Below are 21,446 nucleotides of genomic sequence, written 5' to 3' on the forward strand. Positions count from 1 at the left end.
GAGCCCGTAGAGGACTTTCACCTCCTAGATCAACGCCATGCTCGGCGCACAACAAAAACGCCCGCTACTGAGTAGCGGGCGTTTTTTTAAATCTGAAGAGTCGATTACTCTACTTCATCCATTTTACCAAGAAGGTTACGGATGCGATCTTGCCATGCTGAATGCTCTTCCTGCATTTGCTGAGTTTTTTGCTCTAGCTCGTGACGGCTTGCTTTAAGCTCACCAGCTTCTGTTGCTAGTGCTTGTTTCTCTTCTTTAAGCTCTTCCACTTCCATTTGAAGAAGTGCAATTGTATCTACTGCTGTTTGAATTTTTGCTTCTAGCTGCTCTAGTACTTCAAAAGACATTCTGGCCTACCTTTAAGTTATCCGTTTGATGGTGAAGGTTCACTCCACTTATTTCTCCATTCTACTCAGCAGAGCAAGGATAAACACTCAATATATTCGATATTTTGCGCCATTCGATGAAAAAAACAGCACTTTTTACCGAATATTGACGTGAACGATTACCGCCACAACGGCAAACCGATTATTTTGATGAATAATAACTGTTTTCCACTGCGAATTGATCGAGAGCAATCTCCAAAAAACAAAAAGGCAAACGTTTCCTTTTGGATATGGTAAAATTCGCCGCGAAATTTCTATTCCCCCTTTGAAAATTTTGGAGTCCGCATGAAACGCGATTTAGCAATGTCATTCTCTCGTGTCACAGAAGGTGCAGCACTAGCTGGTTACAAGTGGCTTGGCCGTGGCGATAAAAACGCTGCAGATGGCGCTGCTGTAGAAGTAATGCGTAGCCTATTAAACAAAACCGAAATTAGCGGTGAGATTGTTATCGGCGAAGGTGAAATCGATGATGCACCTATGCTATACATCGGCGAAAACGTAGGTGTGGGCGGCGACGCTGTCGACATCGCAGTTGACCCAATTGAAGGGACACGCATGACAGCAATGGGCCAATCAAATGCATTGGCTGTATTGGCTGCGGGCGAAAAAGGCAGCTTCCTTAAAGCGCCTGATATGTACATGGAAAAGTTGGTTGTTGGCCCTGGCGCTAAAGGCGTGATTGACCTAGAACTGCCACTAACAGAAAACCTAGAAAACATCGCTAAAGCACTAGGTAAAACACTTGATACTCTAGTCGTAACCACGCTTGCTAAGCCTCGTCATGATCAAGTCATCGCCGACATGCAAGCAATGGGCGTTCGTGTATTTGCTGTGCCAGACGGTGATGTTGCGGCTTCTATCTTAACCTGTATGCCAGACAGTGAAGTAGACGTCATGTACTGCATCGGCGGCGCACCTGAAGGTGTGGTCTCGGCGGCGGTAATTCGCGCACTCGACGGCGACATGCACGGTCGTCTTCTACCTCGCCACGAAGTGAAAGGCGACACAGAAGAGAACCGCAAGCACGGTGAACTTGAACTTGAGCGCTGCGCAGAAATGGGCGTAACGGCGGGTATCGTATTGAAGATGGAAGACATGGCACGCAGCGACAACGTTGTATTCTCAGCAACAGGCATCACTAAGGGTGACTTGCTAGAAGGTATTTCTCGTCAAGGTAATATCGCAACCACAGAAACCCTGCTTATCCGTGGCCGCTGCCGTACAATTCGCCGCATCAAATCTATCCACTACCTAGAGCGTAAAGATCCAGAAGTAGTAGGTCATATCCTGTAAGCCTAAATTCGGTGAAACAGAATATTCCAAGGCTGATACCTAGTATCAGCCTTTTGTTTTATTAGCGCACCAGAATCTGACCATGGCAGCCAATAGAGTAAAACACTATCTATAGAGTAAATTATCATCAATATAGTAAATGGTTTGCTTTATAAACACCTTGCCTCATAATAGTAAGGTTCATTAGGTAGGGATAGTATGAAAACAAGCGACAGAATCTTACAGACCATTAAGCGTCAAGGCGCGGTAACCGCGAAACAACTGTCAGAAGAATTTGGCATGACGACAATGGGGGCAAGGCAACATCTGCAAAGCCTGGAAGATGACGGTATTCTTGCGTTTCATGATGTGAAAGTGAAAGTGGGTCGCCCGACTCGCCACTGGTCCCTGACTCAACAAGGTCATAACCAATTTTCAGACCGACATGGTGAACTCACCATTCAAGTGATTGATGCTGTCGAGAATCTATTTGGTAAAGAAGGGCTGGCTAAGGTTGCTGCCGAGCGTGAACAACACACTCTTAAGCAGTATCAAACTGCGCTGTCTGGCTGTGATTCACTCATCAGCAAGCTTAAAAAACTCACCCAGCTTCGTGAAGACGAAGGCTACATGGCTGAGCTTCAAGAACATGATGATCACTACATCTTGATTGAGAACCACTGCCCTATCTGTAAGGCTGCAACTCGCTGCCCTAGCCTGTGCCAATCTGAGCTCAACGTGTTTACTGAGTTACTAAAAGATGAGTGTCACGTGAGCCGTACAGAGCACATCATTGCTGGCGAACGACGCTGCACTTACACCTTAACACCCGCCCTTTGATTGCAAAGGTAATCGGCTAATACCGTCTCAATATTGAGAAAATACAAATAGATTAAAATTTGTACAGATTTCTTTCTTAAGCTTAGAGCATATGAAACACGCTTAATGCTAAGGAAGGAATGATGGCGCATCCACAACCCGCTCAAAAACTGCCACCCTTTGATGAACTTGTCCAACTCGCGAAAAGCGACCCGAAAGCATTCAATCAATTCAAACACGAGATGTGCGAACAGATGATTTGTTCGGCTTCAGACGTGATGCAAGACCGACTTCGTGCGCAGCAAAGTCACATCGACTTAGTGGTTAGCCGTTGTAAAAACCCACACCACGCCAATGTCGTACTCATGCAAGAGCTGCGCTGTCAGGTCTGTAAGTTCCAAGATGCACTCGAAGGGCGCTGCGGCTTTGAAGAATCTCTGCCTGAAAATGTCGTGCCTTTTAAGCCGAATACCGAACCTAAAATGTACTGAAATTAGCAAAGCACTAAAAAGAAAAAGGGAGCGTAATGCCCCCTTCTTATTGGTTCGCTGTTCAATATTTACATGGGTCTTCGCCGTAGTCATTACGGCCTTCTGTACCTTTCAACAAACCACACTCAATCAGAATCCAGAAACCACACACTAATGCCGCGACGGTTGCCGCCATATGAATTGGCGATACCGGCTCTGTCGTCGTTGCAACCATTGGCGAAGCTAAACGACCCAATACTAATGGCACATTCAATAGTAGCCAGTAATTAGACTTATTGCGGTCGTGCCAGCGCTTAGCGGTTACCGCAAGGTCTGGGATCACAAGCATCAATAGGATGATTGGTAGCAGGATATAAGAGTAAGCAGGGAACAACACAGAGATACCTGAAGCAAAACCGGTAATCGCTATGTAGTAGAAAACATTCCAAATCCAGTAAGTCTTACGACCAATTCTCCCCTTGAAAGAGAGCAGTAATTCTTTCATCGACATCTTAAATACTCAAATTTATACGCCGCTAAAAGTCAGCAGCAATGGTTAGTTTATTACTTTTTGAAAGCAACTTTTATCCATATCACGAATATTCACCGTTAAGCTTCTTACATGACTCGCTTGTTCTTGCAGGATCTGCATTAACGATCGTGACAATTCTCGCTTTTGCTCTTCCGTTCGTCCCGAAAGTAACTCAAAGCTGATATGAATAAAGTCTACACTATCTTCCTCATCACCGACCAACCAATTATGGCAACGCAGTGAACGAGATTTCACTGATGGCACATCAAACAAGCCACATGTGAGAGCGACTTGGTGGAGATCTTCCAGTAAGCCTTGGATATTTACTCGCTCATCCACTGAATTGGAGTACTCTAGAACTAGATTCGGCATTGTTACTTCCTGTTGTTAACGCAATCGTTTGTCCCTTAATAACAACTAACGATGAAAAATCCGAGAAGTTAGCTATTATTCTGTCTGCCGGATCACTGATATATGCTCAAAATCTACTCTGACCATTGAGTAAGATCCAAGAAAGTCATGACCACAGTCATGATCTGTTGATATTAATCTGTTATATTATTTCGTAATAAAGTTTACTTTTTTACATTCGATTTATTTAAATACTTTGGAGATATTCCTATGCGTCATCCTGTAGTTATGGGTAACTGGAAACTAAACGGCAGCAAAGAAATGGTTGTTGATCTACTAAACGGTCTTAACGCTGAACTTGAAGGCGTAACAGGCGTAGACGTAGCAGTTGCTCCACCAGCACTTTTCGTTGATCTAGCAGAGCGTACGCTTACTGAAGCGGGCAGCGCGATCATCCTAGGTGCTCAAAACTCTGACCTAAACAACAGCGGTGCATTCACTGGCGACATGTCTCCAGCAATGCTTAAAGAGTTCGGCGCATCTCACATCATCATCGGTCACTCTGAGCGTCGTGAATACCACAACGAATCAGATGAGTTCGTAGCTAAGAAATTCGCATTCCTAAAAGAGAACGGCCTAACTCCAGTTCTTTGTATCGGTGAATCTGAAGCACAAAACGAAGCAGGCGAAACTGTTGCAGTATGTGCTCGTCAACTTGACGCTGTTATCAACACTCAAGGTGTTGAAGCTCTTGAAGGCGCTATCATCGCTTACGAACCAATCTGGGCTATCGGTACTGGTAAAGCAGCTACAGCTGAAGATGCACAACGCATCCACGCTCAAATCCGTGCACACATCGCAGAGAAATCTGAAGAAGTTGCTAAGAAAGTTGTTATCCAATACGGCGGTTCTGTTAAGCCAGAAAACGCAGCAGCTTACTTCGCACAACCAGACATCGACGGTGCTCTAGTTGGCGGCGCAGCTCTAGACGCGAAAAGCTTCGCAGCTATCGCTAAAGCAGCAGCTGAAGCAGCAGCTGAAGCAAAAGCTTAATTTAAACCTCACCGTTTAGATTAGATGAAAGGTCAACTTAGGTTGGCCTTTTTTATTACCTGTCGTTTCTGAAACCCAAACGGCAGGCACAAAAAAACCGCTGAATAATCAGCGGTTTTTAAATTCTTTAAGCGAACGCTAAGCGTGGCTTAGAACAACTCTTCTGCAACGCGGAACAGCTCAGAACGGTCTGGGTTCTGCATGTTCTCGATACAATCGATGATGTCGTGGTGAACAAGTTCTTCTTTCTCGATACCAACACAACGACCACCGTGACCTTCTTGAAGAAGGTGAACAGCGTAGTTACCCATACGAGAAGCCAATACACGGTCAAATGCAGTAGGACGACCACCACGTTGGATGTGACCAAGAACCGTTGCACGAGTTTCACGACCTGTTGAAGATTCGATCTCTTTAGCCAGTTCGTTAGCATCCATCATTAGCTCAGTTAGAGCGATGATTGCGTGCTTCTTACCTTTCGCAATACCATCTTGGATGTTGCTGATAAGCTGTTCTTTATCTAGGCCAGTCTCTGGAGTAATGATGTACTCACAACCACCCGCGATTGCTGACATAAGCGTAAGGTCACCACAGTGACGGCCCATGATTTCAACAATAGAAATACGTTGGTGAGAAGAAGACGTGTCACGTAGACGGTCAATTGAATCAATAACAGTGTTAAGCGCTGTTAGGTAACCGATTGTGTAGTCAGTACCCGCGATATCGTTATCGATTGTGCCTGGAAGACCGATACATGGGTAACCCATTTCAGTCAGCTTCTTAGCACCCATGTAAGAACCGTCACCACCGATAACAACAAGTGCTTCGATACCGTGCTTCTTAAGGTTCTCAATGCCTTTCTCACGAACAGCAACGTCTTTAAATTCAGGGAAACGTGCAGAACCTAAGAAAGTACCACCACGGTTGATCACGTCAGATACGCTTGAACGGTCAAGCTTTTCGATACGGTCTTCAACAAGGCCTTGGTAGCCATCGTAAATACCGTAAACTTCAATGCCAACTGATAACGCAGTACGAACAACGCCGCGAACTGCTGCGTTCATACCTGGAGCGTCACCACCACTGGTCAAAACACCGATCTTCTTAATCATGCTCACCCTCGATTTTTGGGAATCTATTATTCAATTCTTGTTCTTGCTGATTGTATATCAACAAGATTTTAAATCTATATTTGTGCGTTATGTTACATTTCCTCAACAGGAATAGCACTCAAATCGCGTAAAATTATGTAACATTTCTACTTCTGTAAGAGTATTACAGTTTTACTCAATAACTTTGTTGATTCACATCAGAATCAACATTAATTGTTACTAAGGTGGTTTTTGAATCACCTAACAGTTAGTAATTTTTACTCACTTTAGTTCAAAAGCCACCCACTTACCATTTGCCCGCTGATCTTTAGCACGCATTACCACGAGTGGAATTTCTGCTGCTTCTCTGGTCCAAATACGACCGAATACGGGTCTTGGTGAATTAATACATCAGCATCAGGGAACACGGAGATAAGCTTAGCCTCTACTTCGTCAGAAATGCGATGCGCTTCAATAAGTGGGATATTATCTTCCAATTCTAGATGCAGTTGAATGAAGCGAATTGGCCCCGAACGACGTGTTCGTAATTGATGCACACCCAACACGCCTTCCACGCTCAATGATGTCTCTTTAATCTGTTTCAGCTCATCATCTGGCAGCTTATGATCAAGCAGAGACTGAACCGCTTCCATCGCCATTTGATAAGCGCTGTACAGAATGTAGATACCTATACCCACCGCAAATACAGAGTCCGCTTGGCCAAGCCCAAGCCAACTCAATGCCAGTGCCAGCATAATCGCGGCGTTCATATAAAGGTCTGATTGATAGTGCAGAGAGTCGGCCGCAATAGCTTGGCTGCCTGTTTTGTTGACCACATGCTTTTGGAATCGAACCAAACCGAAGGTCATCACCATCGCAAATAAGCTGACATAGATACCAATCTCTGGAGAATTCAGTTCATGAGGTCGGAAGAAGCGCTCAATACCATTGAGAATAAGGAAACATGCAGAGCCTGAAATAAACATTGCCTGCGCTAATGCAGCTAGAGATTCAGCCTTACCATGACCAAAGGTGTGCTCTTTGTCGGCAGGCTGCAGAGAGTAACGAACCACGATAAGGTTAACGACAGAGGCCGCGATATCCAGCATTGAATCCACGACGGAAGCCAGCAGACTCACGGAACCTGTCACCCACCAAGCTGCGACTTTCACTATCAATAAAATAGTGGCGATGGTTGTGGCTGCCCAAGCGGCGAGCGTAACTAAACGTGCGTATTCTTGTTTCATAACTTGGCTATAAAGTGACTGATAGCACAAAGTATAACCTGCAAACAACCAATTGAATATGACAGCTATGATGTAAAACATTCATTTTTAAGGATCAAAAAAAGCGGCACTCGGCCGCTTCTTTCTAAACACTTTCATTCAACGCTGATTTTTCAAGCAATGAATTACTTGTCTTTGTTCATGCGTTTTTCCATTTTGTCAGCACACTTAGTCATGCGCTCTTGTTGGATTTCTTTCAGTTGAGTCTTTTGCTCAGCCGTTAGTACGCTCATCATTTCGTGTTGCTTCTTAAGCATTGCTACGCGACGCTCAGTTTGCTTCTCAACCATTTGGCTTGCTAGGTCGTTTGCTGCTGCTTCGTCAAAGTTGTCAGCAAGTACCAATGCTTGAACCTTTTCGTGATGCGCTTTCATTTGCGCCATTTTTGCCGTTTTGTTTGCACCGCGCTTTGCTTTCATCTCAGCACGGTCTGCTTCACGCATCTCTTTTAACTGTTCTTTTTGAGCGTCGGTTAGGTCTAGTTGGCGCATTACTTTTTTATCGAAACCGCCACACTTGTCGTGCATACCTTTGTGGTCACCTTTATCACCACCACCGTAAGCATACGCGCTTGCTGTACCTAACATTAGTGGAAGTGCCGCAGCTGCTAGTACAAGTTTCTTAGTCATTTTCATAATTGTTGCCTCAATTCGGTATAATAAGTCATGTGTTGCGTCTGTTTCTCAGCGCTTAGATATAGATTAGTCTTTCCCTCGTAAAGTGACGTTTAGAAAGCGTAAAGAATCGTAAAGAGTGAAAGTTGACGAATAATTAGCAGTATTATTAACCTGTAAATAGTAGATAACCGATTAAGGCTTCCCAATGGCGAACATTCTTCTTATTGATGACGACACCGAGTTAACCAGCTTACTCAAAGACATTCTGAGCTTTGAGGGCTTCACTGTTTCCGAAGCCAATGATGGCTATGCAGGGCTGGAAGCTATCAATGATGAGATTGACCTGATTCTTTTGGATGTGATGATGCCGCGTCTTAATGGCATGGAAACACTAAAGAAACTGAGAGAAAATTGGGAAACACCAGTGCTGATGCTGACCGCAAAAGGCGAAGAGATCGACCGTGTGATTGGTCTTGAACTTGGCGCGGATGATTACCTGCCTAAACCTTTCAGTGACCGAGAGTTGTTAGCTCGTATTCGAGCTATCTTGCGTCGTACTCAAACCAACACCGCACCTAAGGCGGCCAGTGATAGAGTTCAATATCAAGACATCGAAGTCTTCCCTGGCAAACAAGAAGCCTACTGCAATGGGGAGCTCATCGACCTCACCACAACCGAGTTCGCCCTACTGAGTCACCTTATCCAAAACCCAGGGCAAGTGATCACCAAAGAAGCATTGAGTTTGGATGTGCTGGGTAAAAGGCTCGCAGCGTTTGACCGCGCGATAGACATGCACATCTCTAATCTACGTAAGAAGATTCCTGAGCGCACTGACGGCAAATCACGCATCAAAACCTTACGAGGCCGTGGCTACTTATTGGTAGAGGAAGATTAATGCGTATACCTAAAATCACCAGCTTATATGGACGTATCTTTGCTATCTTTTGGTTCACCATGTTACTGGTGCTTTTGTCGGTGCTGTCACTTCCCCATTTAGACCCTCGAGTCGCGCGAGATGTGCCCGCAGATCACCTCGATAAACTCGAGCGTATCGCTAAAATCACAGAGAAACGCTACGCCAAAGAACCTAATCTGGGCAAGATTGTCTTCCAACTGGAGGCACCACGCAGCCGCAAGGATTCTAGAGCTCGCATCTACCTGACCGATCTTGAGGGCGCAGTCCTTACCTCGAAAAGGCATTCAGACTATAAGCTAAAGGCGATTCGTAACTTTGTTACCTCGATAGATAACCCTGAAGTGCCGAAACAAAAACTGTACGGACACTACATGGTCGCAGGGCCAGTGCCAATTACTCTCGCTGGTGAAGAGTTGCTGATGTATGCCGGAGTGAAGTGGAACCAACCACCGCCATTCTTACTGCGCCTGTTTGATAGACCTCTGCAGCTATTGCTTGCCGTGATGTTGGCGAGTACCCCGCTATTACTTTGGTTAGCTTGGGCACTGAGTCAACCCGCTCGCAGGCTAGAACGCGCGGCACAACGCGTGGCGAAAGGTCAATTCGAGGTCGATCCAACACTCGAAAAAGGTACTTCAGAGTTCAGACAAGCTGGTGAAAGCTTTAACCAGATGGTAGAAGCGGTAAACCAGATGATTTCGGGGCAACAACGCCTGCTCTCTGATATCTCACACGAGCTCCGCTCGCCACTGACACGTCTTCGCATGGCCAATGCACTGGCGATTCGTAAACAAGGCGAGAGCCAAGAGTTAGAACGCATTGATACCGAAGCACAGCGTTTGGAACAGATGATCAGTGAGCTGCTAACGCTATCTCGTATGCAGGTCGACAGCCATATTACTCGTGAGGTTCAGCCTATCTCGAGCCTATGGGAAGAGATCTTAAAAGACGCAGAGTTTGAAGCCGAACAGATGGGCAAACAACTGACGTTCTCGGAGATCCCAGAACGCTCTATTTCGGGGAACCCTAAACTGCTGATGAGTGCGCTAGACAACATTACACGCAATGCCATCTACTACGGTAAAGACCAAGTGGATGTACAGTTCCATGTGGTTCAAGATCAGCTAACAATTTGCGTCAATGATAATGGTGATGGTGTTCCAGAGGATGAACTCGATTCTATCTTCAGACCTTTCTACCGTGTCTCAACAGCGCGTGACAGAAACTCTGGCGGCACAGGGCTTGGATTAACCATTACTGAAAGTGCGATTCGCCAACACAGCGGAACCATCACCGCAACCCGCAGCCAGCTCGGTGGATTACAACTCGAAATCACGCTGCCTATCTTACCGGTGTAATACCCCCACAAAGATCACAGTTGATAATGATTGTTATTATCATTATGGTAAATCCTCTAATTAAGGAGGATTTACCATGTCGCACACTTTCCCTGCTTTACCCTACGCTTACGATGCCCTAGAGCCTTACATTGACGCTAAGACAATGGAAGTGCATTACAGCAAGCACCATAGAACCTACTACGATAAGTTTGTTGCGGCGGTGTCTGGCAGCGAGCTAGAACAGCAATCTCTGACCGAGATCTTTGCCAACATATCTCAGCACAGCCCTGACGTGCGTAACAATGGTGGTGGCTACTACAATCACATCTTGTATTGGAATTGCATGTCGCAAGACGGTGGTGGTGAACCTACGGGCGAGCTTGGTGAGGCTATCAAGAGTACCTTCGGTGATTTCGAGACATTCCAAGATCAGTTCGCCCAAGCGGCGATCAATACCTTTGGCTCCGGCTTTGCTTGGCTAGTGGTAGAGCAAGGGCAGCTGAAGATCATCTCAACCTCGAACCAAGATAATCCGTGGATGGATACCGTGGCGAGTGATGGCGAACCGATTCTCGCGCTCGATGTTTGGGAACACGCCTACTACATCAGCTACCAAAACCGTCGTCCTGATTACATCAATGCATGGTGGAATGTGGTGAATTGGAATGCCGTATCTGAAAACTACGCGCAAGCACTAACGAACCAAGCGTAAGCGAATGGTGACGGTGGCGAACTGTACTCACTCAGCTTGCCACCGTATACTCGGGCTATCTTTGATTACTCTTGTGAACCAACATGTTTGATATCGCTCTATACGAACCAGAAATTGCACCCAATACGGGTAACATCATCCGCCTATGTGCTAACTGCGGCGCAAATCTGCACCTGATTGAACCGCTTGGCTTTGATTTTGAAGAGAAGAAGGTTCGTCGTGCTGGATTGGATTACCATGACCTTGCGCGAGTTAAGCGTCACAAGAACCTAGAAGCTTTCCTTGAGTATCTAGAGAATGAACGTGAGGGTGATTTCCGCATCTTTGCTTGCACCACAAAAACGACAGGCCACCACGTTGATGCGAAATTCCAACAAGGCGATGTGCTGATGTTTGGCCCTGAGACTCGCGGCCTGCCTGCTGAGTTCATTGAAAGCATGCCAATGGAGCAACGTATTCGTATTCCAATGATGCCAGACGCACGCAGCCTCAACCTGTCTAACGCAGTGGCAATCATTGCTTTTGAAGCATGGCGACAAATGGGCTTTGAAGGCGCGGTATAACCGAACACTCAAGCTTATCTTTTATCTGTTATCGATAGTAAACAGTAAGTAACAGCTAGCGAAAGACAATAAAAAAGGCTCTTACCATTATCACTTTCTGCGAAGGATAAAGGTAAGAGCCTTTTCTGTTTTCCCTCTATATAAAGAGAGAAAAAATTAATTAGTTTAAGCGGTTACGATCGTTGTCGTCGTCTTTCTTCTCAAACTCACCTTCAAAGGTGTTGCCGTCTTTTGATTGGTCAGATGGATCGCGATTGAATGGGTCTTGTCCAAATGGGCTCTGGCCAAAACCAGCTTGTCCACCGGCATGGAAACCACCAGACATGTTGGTCACCACCATTTTTTCCATCATTTTCTTGGCAATCATCGCTCTTGGTGCTGGCAATAATACCAACATACCGAGTGCGTCCGTCATAAAACCCGGAGTCAGCAGCAATACACCGGCAACTGCAAGCATCACGCCTTCAAGAATCTGTTGTGCTGGCATTTCGCCTTGTTGCAAACGACCTTGCACAGACATAAGTGTCTGAATGCCTTGGCTACGAACCAGCGATGCACCCACAAATGCAGTGATCAGAACCAACGCTATAGTTGGCCACAATCCTAAGAAGCCACCAACTTGAATAAATAGCCCAATCTCAATGATGGGTACGAAGATAAATAGTAATAATAAGATAGGAAACACACGCCCTCCTTTGTTACTTGCAGTTTACGCTGAAAGCCCTAACAATCTCAAATTTATCCTGTAAATAAGCGTGTTTATTGACCAAGAATAACTTTGCAAAATATTGACGAAACAAAACCGAAAAAGGTGATCCACTTAATATTTTTATGCGCTAAGTACAGTATCATGTGCCACATAAGTCAGGACGGATTTATCAGCCCAATATTCTAGCGAACGGAGTATTTGCACACAGAATAGGCTAATAACTAACTATATAATCAGAATAATTCTCTAAGGATCCTGTTATGGCTACTCAATCAGAAGCTCAAGTTGAAGCTCCTCAAGCTACTCGTCTCGAAGAAGATCTATTAGGTCAACGTCATGTTCCGGCTGATGCTTACTACGGCATCCACACTCTACGCGCAGTTGAAAACTTCAACATCTCAAATGTAACGATCTCAGATGTACCTGAATTCGTTCGCGGTATGGTGATGACTAAGAAAGCGGCGGCTTTAGCAAACAAAGAGTTAGGTGTAATTCCAAGCGAAGTGGCTAAATACATCATCCAAGCTTGTGACCTAATTCTAGACACGGGTAAGTGCATGGATCAGTTCCCATCGGACGTTTTCCAAGGTGGTGCTGGTACTTCTGTAAACATGAACGCAAACGAAGTTGTTGCGAACGTGGCTCTTGAACTTATGGGCAAAGAAAAAGGTCAATACGAGTTCATCAACCCGAACGACCATGTAAACCGCAGCCAATCTACAAACTGTGCTTACCCAACTGGCTTCCGTATCTCTGTTTACAACAGCGTTCGTAAACTGATTGATGCGATCGAATACCTAAAAGGTGCATTCGAGCTTAAGAGCCAAGAATTCAACACGATTTTGAAGATGGGTCGTACTCAGCTTCAAGACGCAGTTCCAATGACGGTTGGCCAAGAGTTCCACGCTTGGGCTGTAACCATCAATGAAGAAATCAAAAACCTAGAATACACTTCAAAACTACTGCTTGAAGTAAACCTAGGCGCAACGGCTATCGGTACAGGTCTGAACGCAGCACCGGGTTACCAAGGCCTAGCAGTGAAACACCTAGCAGAAGTAACAGGCCTAGAGTGTGTAGCGGCTGAAGATTTAATCGAAGCAACGTCTGACTGTGGCGCATACGTAATGACGCACGGCGCACTTAAGCGTCTAGCAGTTAAGCTATCTAAGATCTGTAACGACTTGCGTCTACTTTCTTCAGGTCCACGTACTGGTTTGAACGAGCTAAACCTACCTGAACTGCAAGCAGGTTCTTCAATCATGCCTGCTAAAGTAAACCCAGTTGTACCTGAAGTAGTAAACCAAGTTTGCTTCAAAGTTCTAGGTAACGACAACACGGTTTCTTTCGCTGCGGAAGGTGGTCAACTTCAACTGAACGTAATGGAACCTGTTATTGCACAAAGCATGTTTGAGTCTCTAGACATCCTAACAAACGCTTGTGTGAACCTACGCGACAAGTGTGTAGACGGCATTACGGTGAACAAAGAAGTATGTGAATCACACGTATTTAACTCTATCGGTATCGTCACTTACCTAAACCCATACATTGGCCACCACGAGGGTGACATTGTTGGTAAGATCTGTGCTGAGACAGGTAAGAGCGTTCGTGATGTGGTTCTAGAGCGCGGTTTATTAACCGAAGAAGAACTTGATGACATTTTCTCTGTTGAAAATTTGATGCATCCTCAGTATAAAGCGAAGCGCTACGAATAAAGTTAGCGAGAAAGGGTTCCAAACGGAGCCCTTTTTTAGGCTCCAATACGGTTAACCATGATTATTTTGTGGATTTCCGTTGGTTGCGCTTTTGCCAAATTGAATCTAAACCATAGAACTATTATGTGAACATTCCAGCGGCGAATGTTCACATAATAAAATCTAAATGAGGTGTTACTTATGATTGCAGTAGAACTGTTTGTCGTCCTGCTCTTTATCTTTTTGGGGGCCAGAATTGGCGGTATCGGTATTGGTTTTGCCGGTGGTGCTGGTGTTATTGCCCTTTCACTTATTCTTGGCGTTCCAACAAGCCAATCTTTCATCCCGATCGACGTAATCTTGATCATCATGTCAGTTATCACCGCAATTGCTGCAATGCAAGTTGCTGGCGGTATGGACTGGTTGGTACAAATTGCCGAAAACTTTTTGCGTAAACACCCTGAACGCATCACCTTTTACGCGCCGATTGTGACCTTTGTAATGACATTAATGGCGGGTACTGGTCACACAGCATTCTCTACGCTTCCTGTTATTGCAGAAGTAGCGAAAGGCCAAGGTGTTCGTCCTTCTCGTCCACTGTCTATCGCAGTTGTCGCTTCTCAAATTGCTATCACAGCTTCGCCAATCTCGGCTGCAGTTGTGGCTTTCGCAGCAATGTTGGCACCATTTGGTGTTGATTACCTAACGCTATTGATGGTTTGTATCCCAACAACCTTCATCGCTTGTATGGTTGGTGCGGTTGTTGCTAACTACATGGGTAGCGAATTGAAAGACGATCCTGTTTATCAAGAACGTCTAGAGAAAGGTCTAATCAAGCTAGCAACAGAAGAGAAACGCGAAATTCTACCTACAGCGAAGAAAGCAACGTACATCTTCCTAGCTGCAATTGGTTTCGTGGTTTGTTACGCAGCGGCTATCTCTAGCTCTGTTGGCCTAATTGAAAACCCGGCGCTAGGTCGTAACGAAGCGATCATGTCTGTAATGCTGGCAGCAGCAGCGGCTATCGTGATGTTCACTAAGATTGATGCAGCGAAGATTTCTTCAGCACCAACGTTCCGTTCTGGTATGACGGCATGTGTATGTGTACTTGGTGTGGCTTGGTTAGGTTCAACGTTTGTAAACGCACACGTTGCTGAAATCAAAGACGTAGCAGGCGCTCTACTGGCTGACTACCCATGGATGCTGGCTCTTGTTCTGTTCTTCGCTTCTATGCTGCTTTACTCTCAAGGCGCAACAACAGTTGCACTGATGCCTGCAGCACTAGCGATTGGCGTAGCACCACTAACAGCCGTTGCTTCTTTTGCTGCGGTAAGTGCGCTGTTCGTACTTCCAACTTACCCTACGCTACTAGCAGCGGTTGAGATGGATGACACAGGCTCAACGCGTATCGGTAACTACGTATTCAACCACCCATTCTTCATTCCAGGTGTGGTAACAATCAGTACTGCGGTAGCACTCGGCTTCGCATTCGGCGGTCTGTTTATCTAACATTCGCTGGTGATTGAACATTTAAAAGGAAGCTTCGGCTTCCTTTTTTGTTTTCTGCTCAATGTGTTATTTGATACGCATCAAATAACCATTATAAACTTTAAAAACCGCCTAAAAATAAAGTTTGAATAAAATTCCAAGATTATTCTGCCTAATCATAAACAACACCTACCAAATCAATCTCCTTCCACTTCCAGTTAATCCACAACGAATATTAATCCAAGCTAACTAACCAAAAAACCTTGACGATTTTCTGCCATTTTTTAGCCCTTTTATTAGCCATTATTTTTGTGAACAGCACCAAACTTAAATACCGGAGTAAGGAATAAAATAACCGCAGCTAAATTAAATCTAACTTCATTTGGATTAGTAAATATAAAAACAACCTTAATTTAAAGTCAGCAACTTTATATCGTTGAGTGCTTTATAAGTGTCCGTGTATTTACAATCTATAAATCATTAGTCGCTAATTCACATCACTTCTATTTAAGATGATGTAAGGAGATAGCCATGACAACTCAAACGATACCAAGCGAGAAAAAAAAGGGCGGCTTCTTTGCCAACTTTAAATTCCCTTCTGCCTACACCATTCTATTTATTCTGATTGCGTTCGTCGCACTGCTTACCTGGATTGTTCCAGCAGGCCAATACGACCGTGCAATGAATGAAGAGCTAGGCCGAGAAGTACCCGTAACCGGAACCTATCAAGCGGTAGAAGGTAACCCTCAAGGCGTGATTGATGTACTGCTCGCGCCTATTGACGGCTTCTATGACCACAATAGCTATGAAGCGGCGGCTATCGACGTTTCGCTGTTCATCTTAATCATTGGTGGCTTCTTAGGGCTAGTAACCAAAACGGGTGCCATTGATGCCGGTATCGAGCGCGTCACCGCCCGCTTAGAAGGGCGAGAAGAGTTGATGATACCAATACTGATGGCGCTATTTGCCGCAGGTGGTACCGTCTACGGCATGGCGGAAGAATCACTGCCCTTCTATACATTACTAGTGCCGGTAATGATGGCAGCTCGCTTTGACCCTCTTGTTGCCGCTGCGACCGTACTGCTTGGTGCAGGTATTGGGGTGCTGGGTTCAACGATTAACCCATTCGCAACCGTGATCGCTGCCAACGCCTCTGGTATTCCATTTACAGACGGTATCGTGTTGCGCATTGCGATGTTGATTATTGGTTGGGGTATTTGTGTTGCCTACGTAATGCGTTACGCAAGAATGGTTCAAGCCGATCCAACAACATCAATTGTCTACGACAAATACGAAGAGAACAAAGCGCACTTCTTAGGTAATGCGAGCGGCGAAAAACTTGAATTCACCGCGACTCGCAAACTGATTCTGACCATTTTTGGTGGCTCGTTCGCTGTAATGATTTATGGTGTATCCGTTGCTGGATGGTGGATGGCTGAGATCTCAGCGATGTTCTTAGCAGCAACCATCATCGTTGGTATTGTGGCTCGCATGAGCGAAGAAGAGTTTACCACCAGCTTCATTGATGGTGCCCGCGACCTACTTGGCGTTGCGCTCATCATAGGTATTGCACGTGGTATCGTAGTGGTGATGGACCGCGGTATGATCACCGATACCATTCTCTTCTCAGCAGAACAGATGGTAACGGGGCTTTCTTCGGTTATCTTCATTAACGTGATGTTCTTCTTAGAGATTCTACTGTCGTTCTTAGTGCCATCGACCTCTGGCTTAGCGGTACTGACCATGCCAATCATGGCACCACTGGCCGACTTTGCTGGCGTAGGTCGTGACTTGGTTATCACTGCGTACCAATCTGCATCTGGCTTGGTGAACCTAATCACCCCAACCTCCGCGGTGGTGATGGGTGGTTTGGCGATTGCTCGTGTCCCTTACGTGCGCTGGGTTAAATGGGTGATGCCACTAGTCGGTATATTGATGGTGTTCTGCATTGTTGTACTGAGTATTGGTGCGCTGATCTAACTAACAGCACTTCACTCCTTTCTCATCCAAAGCCGCTTCTCACAGCGGCTTTTTTATTGTTCCCTCTCAATGTAACCCTCTGCCACTGAAACAGCTCCTCAAAGCCATACACGCGATATTCAAGGTTCTTCTGTTCGTAGCCAAGCTCAACTAAACTCAAAGCACTCGCAATAGAAGAATCAATCCTACTTTTAAACATCTAATTTTCTTGATGAAATAACACTCTATTTTCAACCATGATGTTTAAACAAATAGTTAGTCACTTATTAGCGTTAATTATATTTAAAGTAATTAATAGCCTAATAAACAGACGAGGATTAATGCCCTTTTCTATCAAAAAACACACTTAAACAGCCGATTTTAAAATGTGATCGCAACAGCTTTATTCGCATTTACTTTGTTAATAAACAATTAATTCCACATCCAAAATTAAATATCTAAATAAAAACACTGCATACTTCCAAGCTAAGTACACTCTTATCAATAAAACTATTCTGCATATAATCCCTCGTAAATTAGATTCTAGTAAGTTTCGTCAAAAAAGCGTGCATAAAGTTCCCTAACTGCTAACTATTTAGAATGTATTATTCATAACTGAAAGTGCATAAAGTTTGTTAAAACCCTTAATTTTAAAGGGCTGCGGGATAAAAAACGATTTGTGATAGATCTCTAAGAATACCTGACTAGCAGGCGTAATATTAATTCCAGACAAGAGATATGAATAAATAATTCATTCTTCTCAACTGAAAATAAATAATTACTCTTAGCGATAAAAGTAATTCAAATATATAAGAGAGAGACGATCATGAGTAAGTTCTATGTAGGTTCTGAAATAGGTCAATTACGCCGCGTTCTAGTTCACCGTCCAAGACGCGCACTGACTCACCTAACACCCTCTAACTGTCACGATTTACTATTTGATGACGTACTGGCTGTTGAACGTGCTGGTAAAGAGCATGACGCATTTACTCAAACGCTGCGTGATCAAGGTGTTGAAGTTCTTCTTCTTACTGACCTACTAGCAGACACGCTAGCAGTGCCAGAAGCGAAAGATTGGCTTTTGAATCATCAAGTTTCTGATTACCGCTTAGGCAAAACCTTTGCTAACGATGTGCGCTGCTACTTGGGCGACTTACCAAACCTAGAACTAGCAAAAATCCTAACGGGTGGTCTGTCTTACGCTGAGATGCCAATGAAATCATCTTCAATGATGCAAGGCATGCACGCACCAACCGACTTCATTATCGAACCGCTACCAAACCACCTATTTACTCGTGACACATCTTGCTGGGTATACGGTGGCGTATCCATCAACCCGATGGCGAAACCTGCTCGTCAACGTGAAACCAACCACGTTCGCGCTATTTACCGCTGGCACCCAACATTTGCTGGCCAAGACTTCATTAAGTACTTCGGCGATGAAGAAAACATCAGCTACGACAACTCAACGATTGAAGGCGGTGACGTTCTTGTAATCGGTCGCGGTACGGTTCTTATCGGTATGTCTGAGCGTACAACAGCACAAGGTGTTGAGCACTTAGCATCTAGCCTATTCAAACACGGTCAAGCGAAACAAGTTATCGCAATGCAGCTACCAAAACACCGCTCTTGCATGCACTTAGACACCGTTATGACGCACATGAACGAAGATACGTTCTCTGTTTACCCTGAAGTGGTGAGTAAAGACGTACAGTGCTGGAACCTAACTGGTGATGAGTCTGGCGCAGTGAAAGTGAAAGAAGAAGGCTACTTCGTAACAGCTATCGAAAAAGCACTTGGCGTAGACAAGCTAAACCTAATCACGACCGGTGGTGACAACTTCCATGCAGAACGTGAGCAGTGGAACGATGCAAACAACGTTCTAACGGTTAAACCTGGCGTTGTGATTGGCTACGAAGGCAACACCTACACCAATGAAAAATACGATAAAGCAGGCATCACAGTTCTTCCTATCCCTGGAGATGAACTTGGCCGCGGTCGCGGTGGCGCACGCTGCATGAGCTGCCCAATTGAGCGTGATGGTATCTAATCACTAAGACGAAAACGGCCAATTTGAATGATCTTAAATAATCTCAGCTTGGCCAAAATGAGAGAACACAATTATGACTAAGCAAACTGTTGTTGTTGCACTCGGCGGTAATGCCTTACTTCGTCGCGGTGAGCCGTTAGAAGCCGATGTTCAACGCCGTAATATTGAAACAGCGGTTAAAACCATCTCTGAAATCGCGAAAGTGTACAACGTGGTTCTAGTACATGGTAATGGCCCACAAGTTGGTTTACTGGCTCTGCAAGGTTTGGAATACAAAAAAGTAAACCCGTATCCGCTAGATGTATTGGGCAGTGAGACTCAAGGCATGATCGGCTACATGCTGATGCAAGAGTTCAAGAACTATCTACCTAACCGCAACATCTCGTGCATGTTGACGCAAATGACCGTTGATCCAAACGATCCTGCATTCGCCGATCCAACGAAGCCGATTGGCCCGATCTACGAAGAAGCGGAAGCGCGTGAATTGGCGGAGAAATTCCACTGGATCGTCAAACCAGACGGCCAACACTTCCGTCGCGTTGTGCCAAGCCCACGCCCTACTGGCATTGTTGAGCACGAAGCGATCACCCAACTTATCGATGCAGGCCACCTAGTGATTTGTACTGGCGGCGGTGGCATCCCAGTGAAAAAAGAGAACGGCAAATTAGTGGGTGTTGAAGCGGTTATCGACAAAGACATGTCAGCGGCTTTCTTAGCGAAACAACTGGATGCGGATGCACTGCTTATTTTGACCGACGCGGACGCTGTTTACCTTGATTGGGGCAAACCGACTCAACACGCACTGCGCAGCACCACACCAAGTGAACTGGCGAAATTCGAATTTGATGCAGGCTCTATGGGACCAAAAATTGAAGCATCGTGCGAATTCATTCAGCAAGGCGGCAAAGTCGTCGGTATTGGTGCACTCGAAGATGGTTTGCAAATCCTGCAAGGCTTGGCGGGCACCAACATCACCAAAGATTAATCTACTCGCGTAGCTTTTCAAGCCTTGCGAGAAAACTGAATCACCGTTTGAACTGAAATTAATACACAAAAATTGAATCGCGCTTTCTTGAATTTTCTTTCCCTGTAACAGGAAAGCGCCTAAATCTAAGAAGGAATACATCATGGCTTTTAACCTACGCAATCGTAACTTCCTAAAACTACTAGATTTCACTCCACGCGAAATTCAACACTTGTTAGATCTTTCTATGGAGCTAAAAAAAGCGAAGTACAACGGTTACGAACAGCCGACACTGACTGGCAAAAACATTGCACTTATCTTTGAGAAAACCTCAACTCGTACTCGCTGTGCATTCGAAGTCGCGGCATTCGACCAAGGTGCTCGCGTGTCTTACTTAGGTCCATCTGGCTCTCAAATTGGCCACAAAGAATCTATGAAAGATACCGCTCGCGTTCTTGGCCGTATGTACGATGGCATTGAATACCGCGGCTTCGGTCAAGAGATCGTTGAAGAACTAGGCGCTTACGCTGGTGTACCTGTATGGAATGGTCTGACTGACGAATTCCACCCAACTCAAATCTTGGCTGACTTCCTAACCATGACGGAATACGGCCGTGGTAAACAACTGCATGAAATCAGCTTTGCTTATCTAGGCGATGCTCGTAACAACATGGGCAACTCTCTGATGGTTGGCGCTGCGAAAATGGGTATGGACATCCGCCTTGTAGCTCCAAAGCAATTCTGGCCACAAGAAGAGCTACTAGCTCAATGTCGTGAAATCGCAGAACACACTGGCGGCAAAATCACGCTAACAGAAGATGTTCAAGAAGGCGTGCAGGGTTGTGACTTCCTATACACCGACGTTTGGGTATCCATGGGCGAAGCGAAAGAAGCATGGGCTGAGCGTATCAACCTAATGATGCCTTACCAAGTGAACATGGAAATGATCAAAGCAACAGGCAACCCACATGTGAAATTCATGCACTGCCTACCGGCTTTCCACGGCGAAGATACAACAGTCGGTAAGCAACTTGCTGCTGAATATCCGCAACTTAAAGATGGCGTAGAAGTGACAGATGAGGTAGTTGAGTCTGAATACTCAATCGTATTCGATGAAGCAGAAAACCGCATGCACACCATCAAAGCAGTCATGGTTGCGACACTAGGCAGCTAATAA

Annotated in this window: 21 protein-coding genes; 14 read left to right on the forward strand and 7 right to left on the reverse strand. The window is 45.2% G+C overall.

Annotated elements, in window-relative coordinates:
- Nucleotides 1-104: 104 nt before the first annotated feature.
- Entirely contained in the window at nucleotides 105-347 is a 243-nt protein-coding gene (gene zapB, locus AB6E52_RS11090) for a cell division protein ZapB (RefSeq protein ID WP_008219652.1), read from the reverse strand.
- Nucleotides 348-671: 324 nt separating this feature from the next.
- Here zapB and glpX point away from each other — a divergent pair, with 324 nt between their 5' ends.
- From glpX to AB6E52_RS11105, 3 genes are all read left to right on the forward strand, one after another.
- Nucleotides 672-1,679 carry a class II fructose-bisphosphatase gene (gene glpX / locus AB6E52_RS11095; RefSeq protein WP_017061153.1) on the forward strand — a complete coding sequence of 336 codons (1,008 nt, stop codon included), beginning with the start codon at nucleotides 672-674 and terminating at the stop codon, nucleotides 1,677-1,679.
- A gap of 198 nt (nucleotides 1,680-1,877) precedes the next feature.
- On the forward strand, nucleotides 1,878-2,498 hold the full coding sequence (locus tag AB6E52_RS11100; protein ID WP_017063674.1) for a metalloregulator ArsR/SmtB family transcription factor: 621 nt from the start codon (nucleotides 1,878-1,880) through the stop codon (nucleotides 2,496-2,498).
- Nucleotides 2,499-2,620: 122 nt separating this feature from the next.
- On the forward strand, nucleotides 2,621-2,968 hold the full coding sequence (locus tag AB6E52_RS11105; RefSeq protein ID WP_017061155.1) for a DUF3135 domain-containing protein: 348 nt from the start codon (nucleotides 2,621-2,623) through the stop codon (nucleotides 2,966-2,968).
- Nucleotides 2,969-3,029: 61 nt separating this feature from the next.
- On the opposite strand, the gene AB6E52_RS11110 is transcribed toward AB6E52_RS11105, so the two are convergent.
- Both AB6E52_RS11110 and AB6E52_RS11115 read right to left on the reverse strand, forming a co-directional pair.
- Nucleotides 3,030-3,458, reverse strand: coding sequence for a DUF805 domain-containing protein (locus AB6E52_RS11110; protein WP_017063673.1), 429 nt, complete (start codon nucleotides 3,456-3,458; stop codon nucleotides 3,030-3,032).
- Between the two features lie 45 nt (nucleotides 3,459-3,503).
- On the reverse strand, nucleotides 3,504-3,851 hold the full coding sequence (locus AB6E52_RS11115) for a 5-carboxymethyl-2-hydroxymuconate Delta-isomerase (RefSeq protein ID WP_017061157.1): 348 nt from the start codon (nucleotides 3,849-3,851) through the stop codon (nucleotides 3,504-3,506).
- Nucleotides 3,852-4,100: 249 nt separating this feature from the next.
- On the opposite strand from AB6E52_RS11115, the gene tpiA reads away from it, so the two are divergent.
- Nucleotides 4,101-4,883 carry a triose-phosphate isomerase gene (gene tpiA / locus AB6E52_RS11120; RefSeq protein WP_372134400.1) on the forward strand — a complete coding sequence of 261 codons (783 nt, stop codon included), beginning with the start codon at nucleotides 4,101-4,103 and terminating at the stop codon, nucleotides 4,881-4,883.
- A gap of 149 nt (nucleotides 4,884-5,032) precedes the next feature.
- On the opposite strand, the gene pfkA is transcribed toward tpiA, so the two are convergent.
- The 3 genes from pfkA to AB6E52_RS11135 all read right to left on the reverse strand — a co-directional run bounded on the left by pfkA (nucleotide 5,033) and on the right by AB6E52_RS11135 (nucleotide 7,895).
- Nucleotides 5,033-5,995 carry a 6-phosphofructokinase gene (pfkA, locus tag AB6E52_RS11125; RefSeq protein ID WP_017061160.1) on the reverse strand — a complete coding sequence of 321 codons (963 nt, stop codon included), beginning with the start codon at nucleotides 5,993-5,995 and terminating at the stop codon, nucleotides 5,033-5,035.
- 317 nt (nucleotides 5,996-6,312) lie between these two features.
- Nucleotides 6,313-7,221: a CDF family cation-efflux transporter FieF gene (gene fieF, locus AB6E52_RS11130; protein ID WP_102320314.1), complete on the reverse strand. Its 909-nt coding sequence runs from the start codon at nucleotides 7,219-7,221 to the stop codon at nucleotides 6,313-6,315.
- A 164-nt stretch (nucleotides 7,222-7,385) separates the two neighbouring features.
- Nucleotides 7,386-7,895 carry a CpxP family protein gene (locus AB6E52_RS11135; protein WP_102320304.1) on the reverse strand — a complete coding sequence of 170 codons (510 nt, stop codon included), beginning with the start codon at nucleotides 7,893-7,895 and terminating at the stop codon, nucleotides 7,386-7,388.
- Between the two features lie 187 nt (nucleotides 7,896-8,082).
- Here AB6E52_RS11135 and AB6E52_RS11140 point away from each other — a divergent pair, with 187 nt between their 5' ends.
- The 4 genes from AB6E52_RS11140 (at nucleotide 8,083) to trmL (ending at nucleotide 11,408) form a co-directional block, all read left to right on the forward strand.
- A complete protein-coding gene (locus AB6E52_RS11140) occupies nucleotides 8,083-8,772 on the forward strand; it encodes a response regulator (protein ID WP_017061163.1) in 690 nt (229 codons plus the stop codon).
- Nucleotides 8,772-10,151, forward strand: coding sequence for an envelope stress sensor histidine kinase CpxA (gene cpxA, locus AB6E52_RS11145; protein WP_017071178.1), 1,380 nt, complete (start codon nucleotides 8,772-8,774; stop codon nucleotides 10,149-10,151). The genes AB6E52_RS11140 and cpxA overlap by 1 nt, the downstream gene beginning before the upstream one ends.
- Before the next feature lie 76 nt (nucleotides 10,152-10,227).
- Entirely contained in the window at nucleotides 10,228-10,845 is a 618-nt protein-coding gene (locus AB6E52_RS11150) for a superoxide dismutase (RefSeq protein ID WP_102320305.1), read from the forward strand.
- Nucleotides 10,846-10,928: 83 nt separating this feature from the next.
- Entirely contained in the window at nucleotides 10,929-11,408 is a 480-nt protein-coding gene (gene trmL / locus AB6E52_RS11155) for a tRNA (uridine(34)/cytosine(34)/5-carboxymethylaminomethyluridine(34)-2'-O)-methyltransferase TrmL (protein ID WP_009844716.1), read from the forward strand.
- A gap of 160 nt (nucleotides 11,409-11,568) precedes the next feature.
- Here trmL and AB6E52_RS11160 read toward each other — a convergent pair whose 3' ends face one another.
- Nucleotides 11,569-12,093 carry an FxsA family protein gene (locus AB6E52_RS11160; protein ID WP_012604974.1) on the reverse strand — a complete coding sequence of 175 codons (525 nt, stop codon included), beginning with the start codon at nucleotides 12,091-12,093 and terminating at the stop codon, nucleotides 11,569-11,571.
- 284 nt (nucleotides 12,094-12,377) lie between these two features.
- Between AB6E52_RS11160 and aspA the strand changes: the two genes are divergently transcribed.
- The 6 genes from aspA to AB6E52_RS11190 all read left to right on the forward strand — a co-directional run bounded on the left by aspA (nucleotide 12,378) and on the right by AB6E52_RS11190 (nucleotide 21,443).
- Nucleotides 12,378-13,829: an aspartate ammonia-lyase gene (gene aspA / locus AB6E52_RS11165; RefSeq protein WP_019821539.1), complete on the forward strand. Its 1,452-nt coding sequence runs from the start codon at nucleotides 12,378-12,380 to the stop codon at nucleotides 13,827-13,829.
- A gap of 180 nt (nucleotides 13,830-14,009) precedes the next feature.
- Entirely contained in the window at nucleotides 14,010-15,317 is a 1,308-nt protein-coding gene (locus tag AB6E52_RS11170; RefSeq protein ID WP_017061168.1) for an anaerobic C4-dicarboxylate transporter, read from the forward strand.
- 510 nt (nucleotides 15,318-15,827) lie between these two features.
- A complete protein-coding gene (locus AB6E52_RS11175) occupies nucleotides 15,828-17,276 on the forward strand; it encodes a YfcC family protein (RefSeq protein WP_017062726.1) in 1,449 nt (482 codons plus the stop codon).
- A gap of 805 nt (nucleotides 17,277-18,081) precedes the next feature.
- Entirely contained in the window at nucleotides 18,082-19,305 is a 1,224-nt protein-coding gene (arcA, locus tag AB6E52_RS11180; protein WP_017062724.1) for an arginine deiminase, read from the forward strand.
- A 73-nt stretch (nucleotides 19,306-19,378) separates the two neighbouring features.
- Nucleotides 19,379-20,290, forward strand: a complete 912-nt coding sequence (arcC, locus tag AB6E52_RS11185) for a carbamate kinase (protein ID WP_017062723.1) — start codon at nucleotides 19,379-19,381, stop codon at nucleotides 20,288-20,290.
- Nucleotides 20,291-20,432: 142 nt separating this feature from the next.
- Nucleotides 20,433-21,443, forward strand: coding sequence for an ornithine carbamoyltransferase (locus AB6E52_RS11190; protein WP_017063666.1), 1,011 nt, complete (start codon nucleotides 20,433-20,435; stop codon nucleotides 21,441-21,443).
- The last annotated feature ends 3 nt before the right edge of the window (nucleotides 21,444-21,446 follow it).

It is taken from the genome of Vibrio sp. 10N.247.311.13 (assembly GCF_041467595.1).
In the GTDB taxonomy this organism is placed as follows: Bacteria; Pseudomonadota; Gammaproteobacteria; order Enterobacterales; family Vibrionaceae; genus Vibrio; species Vibrio crassostreae_C.

Coding starts and splice junctions, on each gene's coding strand:
- AB6E52_RS11135 (WP_102320304.1), bottom strand. CDS start 7,895: ATGAAAATGACTAAGAAACTTGTACTAGCAGCTGCGGCACTTCCACTA.
- AB6E52_RS11105 (WP_017061155.1), top strand. CDS start 2,621: ATGGCGCATCCACAACCCGCTCAAAAACTGCCACCCTTTGATGAACTT.
- AB6E52_RS11110 (WP_017063673.1), bottom strand. CDS start 3,458: ATGTCGATGAAAGAATTACTGCTCTCTTTCAAGGGGAGAATTGGTCGT.
- AB6E52_RS11190 (WP_017063666.1), top strand. CDS start 20,433: ATGGCTTTTAACCTACGCAATCGTAACTTCCTAAAACTACTAGATTTC.
- AB6E52_RS11140 (WP_017061163.1), top strand. CDS start 8,083: ATGGCGAACATTCTTCTTATTGATGACGACACCGAGTTAACCAGCTTA.
- glpX (WP_017061153.1), top strand. CDS start 672: ATGAAACGCGATTTAGCAATGTCATTCTCTCGTGTCACAGAAGGTGCA.
- AB6E52_RS11150 (WP_102320305.1), top strand. CDS start 10,228: ATGTCGCACACTTTCCCTGCTTTACCCTACGCTTACGATGCCCTAGAG.
- cpxA (WP_017071178.1), top strand. CDS start 8,772: ATGCGTATACCTAAAATCACCAGCTTATATGGACGTATCTTTGCTATC.
- AB6E52_RS11175 (WP_017062726.1), top strand. CDS start 15,828: ATGACAACTCAAACGATACCAAGCGAGAAAAAAAAGGGCGGCTTCTTT.
- fieF (WP_102320314.1), bottom strand. CDS start 7,221: ATGAAACAAGAATACGCACGTTTAGTTACGCTCGCCGCTTGGGCAGCC.
- arcA (WP_017062724.1), top strand. CDS start 18,082: ATGAGTAAGTTCTATGTAGGTTCTGAAATAGGTCAATTACGCCGCGTT.
- AB6E52_RS11170 (WP_017061168.1), top strand. CDS start 14,010: ATGATTGCAGTAGAACTGTTTGTCGTCCTGCTCTTTATCTTTTTGGGG.
- AB6E52_RS11100 (WP_017063674.1), top strand. CDS start 1,878: ATGAAAACAAGCGACAGAATCTTACAGACCATTAAGCGTCAAGGCGCG.
- AB6E52_RS11115 (WP_017061157.1), bottom strand. CDS start 3,851: ATGCCGAATCTAGTTCTAGAGTACTCCAATTCAGTGGATGAGCGAGTA.
- trmL (WP_009844716.1), top strand. CDS start 10,929: ATGTTTGATATCGCTCTATACGAACCAGAAATTGCACCCAATACGGGT.
- pfkA (WP_017061160.1), bottom strand. CDS start 5,995: ATGATTAAGAAGATCGGTGTTTTGACCAGTGGTGGTGACGCTCCAGGT.
- tpiA (WP_372134400.1), top strand. CDS start 4,101: ATGCGTCATCCTGTAGTTATGGGTAACTGGAAACTAAACGGCAGCAAA.
- arcC (WP_017062723.1), top strand. CDS start 19,379: ATGACTAAGCAAACTGTTGTTGTTGCACTCGGCGGTAATGCCTTACTT.
- aspA (WP_019821539.1), top strand. CDS start 12,378: ATGGCTACTCAATCAGAAGCTCAAGTTGAAGCTCCTCAAGCTACTCGT.
- zapB (WP_008219652.1), bottom strand. CDS start 347: ATGTCTTTTGAAGTACTAGAGCAGCTAGAAGCAAAAATTCAAACAGCA.